The following is a 12,413-nucleotide window of genomic DNA, read 5'->3' as shown; positions in this document are numbered from 1 at the left end:
CGGAACGCTCCCCGCGTCGCAGGCTCACCGCACCACGCACGGAACGCTCCCGAAGGCGCAGGCTCACCGCACCTCGACGAACTCCGAAGCCATCCGCGCCGCCCGCTCCCTCGGCGCCCCCGCCGGGTGGCCGATCGCCACCGCGCCCAGCGGGTCCCACCCGGCCGGCAGGTCGAGGACCTCCCGTACGACGTCCCGGCAGAACATCGTCGAGGACACCCACGCGGAGCCCAGCCGCTCACCGGCCAGCGCCACCAGGAAGTTCTGGACGCCCGCGCCCGCCGCCACCACGAACATCTCGCGCTCGGCCGCGTCCCGGCGCGCATCGCCGTAGTGGTGGGAGCCGTCCATGACGAGACAGGGCACCGCCAGGTACGGGGCGTTGCGCAGGACGTCCCCGCGCCGGACCCGCTTCGCGATGGACTCCTCGGACTTGCCGTCCCGCCGCAGGTCCGCGATCCACGCGTCCCGCATCGCGTCGAGCAGCCGCATCCGCGACCCCGCCGACTCCAGAAGCACGAACCGCCACGGCGTGGTGTGGTGCGGGGCCGGCGCCGTGACGGCCGCCGCGACCGCACGCCGTACCGCGCCCGGGTCTACGGGGTCGTCGGTGAACTCCCGTACGGTCCGCCGCAGCGTCACCGCCTCCCGTACGGCCTCCGAGGTGCCGAGCCGGAACATGTCGTCGGCGGCGCCGCGCACCAGCGCCCGCGCCCCCGGCTCCTCGTCCCCGGCCACCACGTGCGCCAGTCCGCGGACGACGGCGACCGGCAGACCGGCGGCCTTGCCCTTCACCAGGTCGCCCGCGGCGGCGAGTTCGTCGGCGGTGGCGACCACGGTCGCGCTCAGCGGATTGCCGAACGAGTCGGTCCCGCCGCGCAGATCGTCGAGGACCCGCACTCCGGCCGCCCCGATCGCCACGTCGGTGAGCCCACCGCGCCAGGGGCGCCCGAAGGTGTCCGTGACGACGACGCCCACGTCGACGCCGAGCGCCTCGCGCAGCCCCGAACGGATGTGCCGCGCCGAGGCGTCGGGGTCCTCGGGCAGCAACAGCACCGTCCCGGCAGGGGTGTTGGACGCGTCGACCCCGGCGGCGGCCATGATCAGGCCCTGCCGGTTCTCGACGATCCGCAGGGCGCCGCGCCGCGCCACCACCCGTACCGTCTCGGCGTCGATGGCCTCCTCGCGGTCGTCGGCGGCGATCACCCGCCCCTCGGCCTTGCTCACGATCTTGGAGGTGACGAGGAGGACGTCCCCGTCGACGAGTTCGGGCGAGACGGAGGCGATCAGCTTGGCCAGGTCGTCCCCGGCCGTCACCTCCGGCAGCCCGGGCAGCGCCCAGACCCGGTACGAGGGAGCCTCCGGGGCCACCCCGGTCTCAACAGACCCCGCGGACCCAGCAGTCACATCAGTCACCGAGGTCACCGGAGCTCCTCCGCGAGCGCCAACGCCTCCCGCGCCATCGCGGCCGTCGCCTCGACGTCGGTCATCATCAGCGGGACCGCCCGGCAGCGGATGCCCGCCGCCTCGACGTCCGCGACCGCGCCCGCGTCGACGGTGTCGACGAGCCAGCCGTCGACGAGCTCGGAGCCGTAGTTCCTGGCGACCGCCGCCGCCGTCGACTCCACGCCGACCGCCGCGAGCACCTTGTCGGCCATCCCGCGCACGGGTGCGTCGCCGACGATGGGGGAGAGGCCCACCACGGGCACCTCGGCCGCGACGATCGCCTCACGGATCCCGGGCACGGCCAGGATCGTCCCGACGCTCACCACGGGGTTGGACGGCGGGAAGAGGATGACGTCCGCCTCGGCGATGGCCTCCAGGACGCCCGGCGCGGGCTTCGCGGCCTCCGCGCCGACCGGCACGATCGCCTTCGCGTCCACGGAGGCGCGCAGCTTCACCCAGTACTCCTGGAAGTGCACCGCGCGCTGCTCGCCGTCGACCTCGATCGCCACATGCGTCTCGACGCGGTCGTCGGACATGGGGAGGAGGCGTACGCCCGGCTGCCAGCGGGCGCACAGCGCCTCGGTGACGGCGCTCAGCGGGTAGCCCGCGCCGAGCATCTGCGTACGGACGATGTGGGTCGCGAAGTCCCGGTCGCCGAGTCCGAACCACTCGGGTCCGACGCCGTACGCCGCGAGCTCCTCCTTGACGGTGAAGGACTCGTCGCGACGGCCCCAGCCCTGTTCCTCGTTGATGCCACCGCCGAGGGTGTACATCACCGTGTCCAGGTCGGGGCAGACCTTCAGCCCGAAGAGATGGATGTCGTCACCGGTGTTGCCGATGACCGTGATCTCCGCGTCCGGCGCGGCCTGCTTGAGGCCGCGAAGGAAACGGGCACCACCGATACCGCCGGCCAGAACCACAATGCGCATGCACAGCAGTCTCTCAGGCGACGACCACCCCGGTGGTGACAGGGGCGGCGACCGGGGCGCACTGCGCCTGGAGCGACTCGTGCATCGGCATCTCGGTGAGACCCGGGAAGTAGACGTGCAGGCTGACGGCCGGTTCGAGGGAGTCGTTGACGACCTCGTGGACGTACCCCGGCGCGAAGACGCGCTGCGCGCCCGGCGCGAGCGTCCGCGCGTCGTCGGTGAGCGCCGGGGCGCCCCCGCTCGTGCGCTCCGTCAGTTCTCCCTCCAGGACCGTCAGTACGCCGGAGGAGACCCCGTGGTCGTGGAGCCCGCTGCCCTGGCCGGGCACCCAGGAGAGCAGCCACACCTCGTAGCCGGGCCCGGTGCGCAGCCGGTGGTACCAGCGGGTCGTGGCGTCGTACTCGACGTACGGGGCCCACTGGGCGCGGTCGTCGGCGATCGAGCGCGCGAGGCCGGCGAACTCGGCCACGGTCACGGGGTGGGCGCGCTCGGGCTGGAGGAGGTGCGGGACCTCGAGGATGTCGCCGGCGATCTGAAGGTCGCTGTCCATGTTCATGGGTGGGGAGGTTCCTCAGCAGAAACAGAAGCGGTGGGGGTCACGGAGACGAGGTGACGCGAGTGACGCAGGGTGACGCTGGGAGAAAGGCTGGAGCTCTACGGCATCAACAGCTGGGACAGCAACAGCAACAGCGCGCCTGGACAGCGCTGCGGAACCCACGGCTGTGGGTCGCGGAGAGCACTGCGGTCGCTGGCATGCCACCAAAGGTGGCCGGAACGGCACCCGACTGTCAACCCAATGCCCGATTTGGGGGTAATGTTTCACCTCATCCGGTTACAGTGCGCGGAGAAAGGTTTGTTCAGCCGCGGACCAGGAGAGATGGCGCTTCAACCGTGCCCGTAAACATGGCGGCGCCCGCGTGATCGACCACGCTCGGTCACCACGTGGACCCCGGCCGGTCCGTGATCGGACTGTGATCCGGATCGCTTCCATGGCTGGATCGCAACAAGATCCAAGTCTCGGACGTCCTCCCTTACGAGGGTCGCGCACGGTGCGCCCAAGCCGGTGGCATGTGTCACGGTTTTTGGTGATTTGAACACTTTCCGCATAGGCTTGGTTCCGCAGAGTGAATACGAGGCCCAATAGCAGATCTCGGCTTGACTCGCGCAGAGCACGAACTTGTAATTTCACTCGTGTCGTTCGGCCGGGTTCGCAACGGCAACACCACGGGGACGCACAGAACAGACGAGGGGCGCACATGACCGAGTTGTTCCAGGAACTGCTGGTCGAGGACGCGGCGGACGAAGAACTCGGCTGGCAGGAGCGCGCGCTGTGCGCCCAGACCGATCCCGAGTCCTTCTTCCCCGAGAAGGGCGGCTCGACCCGAGAGGCCAAGAAGGTCTGCCTCGCCTGCGAGGTCCGCTCCGAATGCCTCGAATACGCCCTGCAGAACGACGAGCGGTTCGGCATCTGGGGCGGCCTCTCCGAGCGCGAGCGACGCCGCCTGAAGAAGGCCGCCGTCTGAGCCGCCGCAGGCGAGGCCCGAAACCTGCCGGGCCCCGCGCGCCACGGCGCGCACCCGAGGACAAGACGAACGGTCCGCCCCCTGTGGTTCACCCACAGATGGCGGACCGTTCTGCGTATTCCGTGTGAAAGCGCCCCGGAACCGCCCCGCCCCCTCCGTCCGCAGGCGGCAGGCCCCTTCCTCCCGCTCTGTCCACAGGGCGGCGGACCGCTCCGCGTGCAGCCGTTAGTGTGGGCCTCCGTCCGAGACGCTCCCCACGCCCCCCGCGGGCGACCCCGGCCGGAGGGCCCGTAGCTCGATGTCCTCAACTCCTGAGTTTCCGCGACACGTCGTCACCGCCGTGCTCGTCACCCACGACGGCGCCCGCTGGCTGCCGGACGCCCTCGCCGGGCTGCTCGCCCAGGAACGCCCCGTGCAGAACGTGGTCGCCGCCGACACCGGCAGCGCCGACGACTCGGCGCAGCTCCTCGCCGACGCCATCGGCACGGACCGCGTCCTGCACCTCGCGCGCCGCACCGGCTTCGGCGCCGCCGTCGAGGAGGCCGCCCGCACCGCGCCCGTGCTCGGACCCGAGGACCTGGCCTATCTGAAGCGCCCCAGCGGCTGGGACCCGGTCAGCCGCAGCTGGAACGACGAGGCCTACGACCTCCCCGAACTCCCGCACGGCGAACCGGTCCAGTGGCTCTGGCTGCTCCACGACGACTGCGCACCCGAGCCCGGCGCCCTCGCCGAACTCCTGCGCGTCGCCGACTCCGACGCGGACGCCGCCGTCATCGGCCCCAAGCTGCGCGGCTGGTACGACAGGAAGCAGCTCCTGGAGACCGGCGTCTCCATCGCCCGCAGCGGCCGCCGCTGGACCGGACTCGACCGCCGCGAGCAGGACCAGGGCCAGCACGACCAGGTCCGCTCCGTCCTCTCCGTCTCCACCGCCGGCATGCTCGTCCGCCGCGACGTCTTCGAGGAGCTCGGCGGCTTCGACCGACGACTGCCCCTCATGCGCGACGACGTCGACCTGTGCTGGCGCGCCCACTCCGCCGGCCACCGCGTCCTCATCGCCCCCGACGCCATCCTCCGGCACGCCGAGGCCTCCGCCCGCGAGCGCCGCACCGTCGACTGCGCCGGCCGCACCGCGGCCAACCCGCACCGCGTCGACAAGGCCGGCGCCGTCTACACCCTCCTCGTCAACACCCGCGGCGCCGCCCTCCCGTACGTCTTCGCACGGCTCGTCGTCAGCACCCTGCTCCGCACCCTCGCCTATCTCGTCGGCAAGGTCCCCGGTCAGGCCGTCGACGAGGTCATGGGCCTGCTCGCCACGCTGCTGCGCCCCGAGAAGATCCTCGCCGCCCGCAAGCGCCGCAAGAACCCCGTCGTTCCGGCGAGCGAACTCCGCCCGCTGTTCCCGCCGCCCGGCGCCACCGTGCGCGCCGCCGTCGAACAGCTCACCGCCAACTTCGGCGGCTCCGAGGCCGAATCCGGCGGCTCCCGCCACGGCGTCGCCGAGTCGGGACCCGGCGGAGACGACGCCGACTACCTGGAGATCGAGCAGTTCGCGCGGCTCAAGAAGATCGCCCGCAAGCCCGGCCCGGTCCTCTTCGCCCTCCTGCTCCTCATCTCCCTGGTCGCCTGCCGCAACCTCTTCGCCGGCGGCTCCCTCGCCGGCGGAACCCTGCTGCCCGCGCCCGATACCGTCTCCGAACTCTGGTCGCGGTACGCCGACGGCTGGCACGCCCTCGGCACCGGCGGCACCCAGACCGCCCCGCCGTACCTGGCGGTCCTCGCCGCACTCTCCGCGCTCTTCCTCGGCTCCACCTCCACCGCGCTGACCCTGCTGCTCGTCTGCTCGGTCCCGCTCGCCGGCTTCACCGCGTACTTCGCCGCCCGCGGCATCGTCGAGTCCCGGCTCCTGCGCGCGTGGGGCGCCATCGCGTACGCGTTCCTGCCCGCCGCCACCGGGGCCCTCGCCACCGGCCGGCTCGGCACCGCCGTCCTCGCGATCCTGCTGCCGCTGACCGCCCGCGCCGCCGTCGCCGCCCACGGCTTCAACCGGCCGGACCGGGGCAGCTGGCGCGCCACCTGGGCGTACACCTTCCTGCTGACCTTCACGACCGCGTTCACCCCGGTCGTCTGGCCGCTCGCCGTCCTCCTCGGCCTCGGCGTGCTCGTCGTACGCCGCTCCGACATCACCGCCTACGGGCTGCGCTTCCTGGCCGCCGTCGGCACCCCGCTCCTCGTCCTCGCGCCCTGGTCGCTGACCCTGCTCACCGACCCGGCCGCGTTCCTGCGCGAGGCCGGCCTCGACATCCGTACGGGCACGGCCACCGCGCTCGACCTGCTCGGCACCAGCCCGGGCGGCCCCGGCACCACCGGCGGCCTCCTCCTGGCCGGCCTCGTCCTCGCCGGCCTGGCCGGACTGCTGCGCGAGGAGCGGCAGCTCGCGGTCCGCGCCGCCTGGGCCGCCGGCCTCGCCGGACTCCTCTTCGCAGTCCTCTCCAACGGCGCGGGCGGCACCGGCTGGGCCGGACCCGCCACCCTCGTCTACGGCGCCGCCCTCATCGCCGCCGGCATGATCGGCGCCGAGGGGGGCCGCACCCGCGTCGCCGCCCACGGCTTCGGCTGGCGCCAGCCCGTCGCCGCGCTCATCGCCCTCGGCTGCGCCCTCGGTCCCGCCGTCGCCGCCGCCGGCTGGATGATCGACGGCGCCGACGGCCCGCTGACCCGACGCGACCCGGTCCAGGTCCCGGCGTTCGTCGCCGAGGAGTCCGGCACCCGCGACCAGCCCCGCACCCTCGTCCTCGGCGGCACCTCGCCCGGCGAGGTCACGTACACCCTGGTCCGCGGCTCCGGTGCGCGCCTCGGCGACGCCGAACTCACCGCGGGAGCCGAGGACGACCCCCGCCTCGACGACGTCGTCGCCCACCTGGTCGCGGGCTCCGGCGCCGACCAGACCCAGCAGCTCAGCGGCTACGCGATCCGCTACGTCCTGGTACGGGACGGGGCACCGCGCCAGATGAGCCGCGTCCTCGACTCCACCCCCGGGCTCAGCCGCCTCAGCCAGCTCGACGGCAGCGCGCTCTGGCGCGTGGACCGCGAGATCGCCCGCGTCATGATCGTCCCGCCGGCCGCGAAGGCCGCGGAGGGGACGACGGACGGGGCGACGGCGAAGCCGGCCGACGCCGCGAAGGACTCGGCACCGGTCGCCGTCGCCGCCGGCCCCGTCGAGGCGCACACCGAGATCCCGGCCGGCCCCACGGGCCGCGTCCTGCGCCTCGCCGACCGCGCCGACGAGGGCTGGACCGCCACCCTCGACGGCAAGGAGCTGACGCGCACCACCGTCGACGGCTGGGCCCAGGGCTTCGAACTCCCCGCCCAGGGCGGCCGCCTCGACGTCACGTACGACCAGCCGCTCACGCACAGCGCGTGGATCTGGGCCCAGGTCGGCCTCGCCGTCGTCCTGCTCGTCCTCGCCCTGCCCGGACGCCGCCGCGAGATCGACGACGACCTGCCCGAGGAGGAGCTCGCGATCCCCGCCCAGGCGACCGAGGGCGACGGCCGCCGGGCCCGCCGGCTGCGCGCCGCGGCGGACGCGGAGGCCGAGGCCGCCGAAGCCGCCGAGACCGGCCCCGCACCGGAAGCGGCACCGGCCCCGATCCCCGAGCAGCAGGCGTACGAGCCCCAGGAACACGGCGGCGGCTACGACCCCGCCTACGCCCAGGCGCAGGAGCAGCCCCAGGGCGGCCACCAGGAGCAGCCCCAGCCCCAGGCCTACGCCGACCAGGGCTACTACCAGGAGTACGCGGCCGACCCGTACCAGCAGCAGCCGTACGCGTACCCCCAGCAGGGCTACGACCAGCAGCAGCCGCAGCAGTACGACCAGCAGCCGTACGCCGAGCAGGGCTACGACCCGCAGCAGTACGAGCAGCAGCAGTACGACCCGCAACAGCAGTACGACCCGCAGCAGTACGACCCGTACAACTACGGCTACGGGCACCCCCAGGGCCACGAGACCGAGCAGCGTCCCGACGGGAGCAGCAACCAGTGAAGCGCACGACCCTCTCCCTGATCGCGGGCGCCACGGCGCTGGCCGCCGTCACCGGCTTCGCCGCCCTCACCACCCCGGACGGCGCAGCCGCTCCCGAGGTCAAGGCGGCCACCCGGCTGCCGGTCGAGCGCGCCGGCCTGGCCTGCCCGATGCCCAGCACCTCCGAGCTGGCCGAGACCCTCTACACCTCGTACACCCCGACCAGCGGCGGTACGGACACGGCGAAGAGCGGCTCGGGCACGGCCGGGAAGTCCTCCGCCCCCACCGCCCAGCTGCGCACCGCCGCGAGCACGACGACCGCCGGCGGCGCCACCAAGGGCGGCAAGAAGCCCCCCAAGGCCCCGGCCACCGTCACCGCCCCCGGCAAGCCCGTCACCGCCGAGGCGGACGGCCCCGCCGTACCCGCCCTCACCGGCTCGGCGACCGGCACCCTCGCCCCCGGTTGGACCGTCCAGCAGACCACCGTCGTCCCGGCGGGCGGCGCCCGCGGCCTCCTCGGCCTCAGCTGCGGCGCCCCGGACACCGACTTCTGGTTCCCCGCGGCCTCCACCGCCAAGGAACGCCAGGACTACGTCCACCTCACCAACCCGGACGACACGGCCGCCGTCGCCGACATCGAGCTGTACGGCCCCGAGGGCGTCCTCAAGTCCCAGTTCACCGAGGGCATCCCGGTCCCCGCCCGCTCCACGGTCCCCGTCCTGCTCTCCACCCTCACGGGCGAAGCCGCCAAGGAGTCCGTCACCGTCCACGTCACCACCCGCAGCGGACGCGTCGGCGCGGCCATCGGCTCCGCCGACGAGAAGCTCGGCAGCGACTGGATCGCGGCCTCGGCCGACCCGGCGAGCACCGCCCTGCTCCCCGGCATCCCGGCCGACGCCACCTCCGTACGCCTGGTGGCCTTCGTCCCGGGCGAGGACGACGCCGACCTGAAGATCCAGCTGGTCACCCAGAACGGCACGATCGTCCCCGCGAGCGCCGGCTCCCTGCACGTGAAGTCCGGGATGACGGCCTCCGTCGAACTGCCCGACCTCACCCGCGGCGAGGTGGGCTCGCTGATGCTCACCCCGAGCGACCCGAAGAAGCCCACCCCGGTGGTGGCCGCCCTCCGGGTGGTCCGCGGCAAGGGTGAGAACACCGAGGTCGCCTTCGTGCCGGCGACCGGGGCGATCTCCGCGCGCGCGACGATCGCCGACAACCGGGCCAAGGGCACGACGCTCGCCCTGACCGCCGTCGGCGCCGACGCCCAGGTCAAGGTCACGGCCTCGGCCGGTTCCGGCGCGGGGACGCCGGTCTCGAAGACGGTCGCGGTCAAGGCGGGCACGACGAAGGCCCTCAGCGACCTGGTCCCCGAGGGCCTCAAGGGCTCCTACGCGCTGACCGTCGAACCGGTCTCGGGCGGCAAGGTCTACGCGTCCCGGACGCTGGCGCTGCCGTTGGACGGCACTCCGATGTTCACGGTCCAGACCTTCGTCGACGACCGGGGCACGGTCGAGGTCCCGTGGGCCCGCCAGGACCTGGGGGTCCTGGACTAGGAGCCTGGGGTCACGGGCGGGGGACCGACCCCGCCCGTACGAAGGAATCAATCCTTCGGGGGCGATCCTTCGAGCGCCGGGGGTGATCCTCCGAGGGACCGCGGGCGCCCCTCCGAAGGCCGGGGGAGACCCTCCGAAGGCCGAGGGGGACGCTCCGAGGGCCGGCAGAGACCCTCCGAGGGGTGTCGGGTGATCCGGTCGAGGGTCAGTCCTGCCCGTACCGGGGATCGACGGACTCGGGGGAGAGCCCGAGCAGCTCGGCGACCTGCTCCACGACCACCTCGTGGACGAGGAGCGCCCGCTCGTCCCGGTTCTTCGACCGGATCTCGACGGGCCGCCGGTAGACGACCACGCGGGCGGGATCGTTCTTCTCGGCGGGCGCGGAGCCGCCCAGCGGCACCGTCTCGCCCGACACGGACGGCGGCACCTCCATCACGAGGAACTCGACGTCGGCGAGCTGCGGCCAGCGCCGCTCCAGACGCTCCACCGAGTCGAGGACGAGATCGCGGAACGTGTCGGCCCGGCTCGAGGAGAGCGGCACCTGCGGCGGGGCGACCGGTCCCCGCATCCCGCGGCCGTGCCGGTCGCGGCGGCGCACCCGAGGCTCCGCGGGGGGCTCCGTGGAGTGGTGCGGGGGGCTCGGCGGCACAGGACTGTCCATCACTGACGCAGCGTAACCCTCATCGGTGTCCGCGCACCGTGGCGCACCCTCGCCACCTTCCCGGGTGCCCCGGCCCCACCAGCCCACCCCATGTCGAAACCTGAACATTCCGGCCAACCGTCCGCCCGATTCGACAGCCCCTCGCGATCGGCCATCTGGCCGCGGTTGACCGGATCTGTACCCAGGACTGTCCGGATCGACTCCGGACGCCACCCCCTTGTGCCCCCTCCCGCGCAGGTCAGAGCAGCCGCCACCCGAAGGGGGGTGGCGGAGGTCACAGCGCGACACGGTGGAGTGACCTGAGGGAGAGTCGTCGCGGCCCGCTCAAGAGTGCGGTACCGTCCAACGTCGTGAGCCCTGTACGTCGCTGTTCGCGCACTGCGTGCGGCCGCCCTGCCGTCGCGACACTGACGTACGTCTATGCCGACTCGACTGCGGTCCTCGGCCCGCTCGCCACCTACGCCGAGCCCCACTGCTACGACCTGTGCGCCGAGCACAGCGAGCGCCTCACCGCCCCGCGAGGGTGGGAGGTCGTGCGGCTGACCGACGGTTCCGCCCCGCCCCGCCCCAGCGGCGACGACCTCGAAGCCCTGGCCAACGCGGTTCGGGAGGCGGCCCGCCCCCAGGAACGCGCGGCCGGCGCCGGCGGCAAGGGCGGCGGAGGACGCGGCGGCGACCCCATGGAAGTCGGGCGCCGAGGGCACCTGAGGGTGCTGCGGTCCCCCGACAACTGAGCGCAACCGGCCACCGTCCGCGTACCCCCTCCCCGCTCCGGGTAGTTTTGGCGTTCCGTACACGCGCCGCACACGCGTGCCGAGAACTCAGGAGGGTGGATCCGTGACTGTCGATCTGTCGCAGATCGTGAAGGCGTACGACGTCCGCGGAGTGGTACCCGACCAGTGGGACGAGACGCTCGCCGAGCTCTTCGGCGCCGCCTTCGTACGAGTGACGGACGCGGACGCGATCGTCATCGGCCACGACATGCGCCCCTCGTCGCCCGGCCTGGCGGACGCCTTCGCGCGCGGCGCGGCCCGCCTCGGCGCCGACGTCACCCTGATCGGACTCTGCTCCACCGATCAGCTGTACTTCGCCTCCGGCAGCTTCGACCTGCCCGGCGCGATGTTCACCGCCTCGCACAACCCGGCCCAGTACAACGGCATCAAGATGTGCCGCGCGGGCGCGGCCCCGGTGGGCCAGGACACGGGCCTGGCGGAGATCCGCGAGCTGGCGGAACGCTGGTCGGAGACCGGCGCGCCGGAGGCCGCCCCGACCCCGGGCACGGTCACGCACCGAGACACCCTCACGGACTACGCGACGTACCTGAAGTCCCTGGTGGACCTGACGACGATCCGCCCCCTCAAGGTCGTGGTGGACGCGGGCAACGGCATGGGCGGCCACACGGTCCCCACGGTCTTCGAGGGCCTGCCGCTGGACGTGGTCCCGATGTACTTCGAGCTGGACGGCACGTTCCCGAACCACGAGGCGAACCCGCTGGACCCGAAGAACATCGTCGACCTCCAGGCCCGTGTCCTGGCCGAGGGCGCCGACCTCGGTCTGGCCTTCGACGGCGACGCCGACCGCTGCTTCGTCGTCGACGAGCGCGGCGAGCCGGTCTCGCCGTCGGCGATCACGGCCCTCGTCGCGGCCCGCGAGCTCGCGAAGCACCCCGGCGGAACGATCATCCACAACCTGATCACCTCGTGGTCGGTGCCGGAGGTCGTCCGCGAGAAGGGCGGCGAGCCGGTCCGTACGCGCGTCGGGCACTCCTTCATCAAGGAGGAGATGGCGAAGACCGGCGCGATCTTCGGCGGCGAGCACTCGGCGCACTACTACTTCAAGGACTTCTGGAACGCGGACACGGGCATGCTGGCCGCGCTCCACGTCCTGGCGGCCCTGGGCGGCCAGGAGGGCACCCTGTCCGCCCTGGTCGCGGCGTACGACCGCTACGCGTCATCGGGCGAGATCAACTCGACGGTCGCGGACCAGAAGGCAAGCGCGGCGAAGGTCAAGGCGGCGTACGAGGGTGAAGGCGTGACCCTCGACGACCTCGACGGCCTGACCGTGACGGCGCAGGACTGGTGGTTCAACCTCCGCGCCTCCAACACGGAGCCGCTGCTCCGCCTGAACGTCGAGGCCCGCGACGAGACGACGATGGCCAAGATCCGCGACGAGGTCCTGGCCCTGGTCCGCGCCACGGCCTGACCCGCCTGCCACCCACCGCCGGGGGACGGGGCACCCCCCGTCCCCCGGCGGTAGGCTGACCTGGCCCGAAACCGCTTGTTC

General features: G+C 73.1%; 9 protein-coding genes. 5 read left to right on the top strand and 4 right to left on the bottom strand.

Features of this window, described 5'->3' with window-relative positions:
- Positions 1–63: 63 nt before the first annotated feature.
- Genes OG462_RS18210 through OG462_RS18200 form a run of 3 tightly spaced genes read right to left on the bottom strand, consistent with a single transcriptional unit; the run spans position 64 to position 2,931 of the window.
- Positions 64–1,371, bottom strand: a complete 1,308-nt coding sequence (locus tag OG462_RS18210; protein WP_406058816.1) for a coenzyme F420-0:L-glutamate ligase — start codon at positions 1,369–1,371, stop codon at positions 64–66.
- A 50-nt stretch (positions 1,372–1,421) separates the two neighbouring features.
- Complete coding sequence (gene cofD, locus OG462_RS18205; protein WP_266892531.1) at positions 1,422–2,375, bottom strand: 2-phospho-L-lactate transferase; 954 nt, start codon at positions 2,373–2,375, stop codon at positions 1,422–1,424.
- A 13-nt stretch (positions 2,376–2,388) separates the two neighbouring features.
- The gene (locus OG462_RS18200) at positions 2,389–2,931 is read right to left on the bottom strand and encodes a cysteine dioxygenase (protein WP_406058814.1); all 543 of its coding nucleotides are present in this window, start codon (positions 2,929–2,931) and stop codon (positions 2,389–2,391) included.
- A gap of 700 nt (positions 2,932–3,631) precedes the next feature.
- On the opposite strand from OG462_RS18200, the gene OG462_RS18195 reads away from it, so the two are divergent.
- From OG462_RS18195 to OG462_RS18185, 3 genes are all read left to right on the top strand, one after another.
- Positions 3,632–3,898, top strand: a complete 267-nt coding sequence (locus tag OG462_RS18195; protein WP_406058812.1) for a WhiB family transcriptional regulator — start codon at positions 3,632–3,634, stop codon at positions 3,896–3,898.
- A 298-nt stretch (positions 3,899–4,196) separates the two neighbouring features.
- Positions 4,197–7,937 carry a glycosyltransferase family 2 protein gene (locus OG462_RS18190; protein WP_406058811.1) on the top strand — a complete coding sequence of 1,247 codons (3,741 nt, stop codon included), beginning with the start codon at positions 4,197–4,199 and terminating at the stop codon, positions 7,935–7,937.
- The gene (locus tag OG462_RS18185; RefSeq protein WP_406058809.1) at positions 7,934–9,469 is read left to right on the top strand and encodes a DUF5719 family protein; all 1,536 of its coding nucleotides are present in this window, start codon (positions 7,934–7,936) and stop codon (positions 9,467–9,469) included. The genes OG462_RS18190 and OG462_RS18185 overlap by 4 nt, the downstream gene beginning before the upstream one ends.
- A 205-nt stretch (positions 9,470–9,674) precedes the next feature.
- Here the strand turns inward: OG462_RS18185 and OG462_RS18180 are convergent, their stop codons facing one another.
- Positions 9,675–10,130 (bottom strand): metallopeptidase family protein, encoded by a 456-nt coding sequence (locus OG462_RS18180; RefSeq protein WP_406066585.1) that lies wholly within the window; start codon positions 10,128–10,130, stop codon positions 9,675–9,677.
- Between the two features lie 299 nt (positions 10,131–10,429).
- On the opposite strand from OG462_RS18180, the gene OG462_RS18175 reads away from it, so the two are divergent.
- Positions 10,430–10,864, top strand: a complete 435-nt coding sequence (locus tag OG462_RS18175) for a DUF3499 domain-containing protein (protein WP_073820099.1) — start codon at positions 10,430–10,432, stop codon at positions 10,862–10,864.
- A 103-nt stretch (positions 10,865–10,967) separates the two neighbouring features.
- Complete coding sequence (locus tag OG462_RS18170) at positions 10,968–12,332, top strand: phosphomannomutase/phosphoglucomutase (RefSeq protein WP_406058807.1); 1,365 nt, start codon at positions 10,968–10,970, stop codon at positions 12,330–12,332.
- The last annotated feature ends 81 nt before the right edge of the window (positions 12,333–12,413 follow it).

The organism is Streptomyces sp. NBC_01077 (genome assembly GCF_045162855.1).
Taxonomy (GTDB): domain Bacteria; phylum Actinomycetota; class Actinomycetes; order Streptomycetales; family Streptomycetaceae; genus Streptomyces.
Note: the sequence above shows the minus strand (reverse complement) of the source record. Positions and strands in the feature narration are given on the sequence as shown.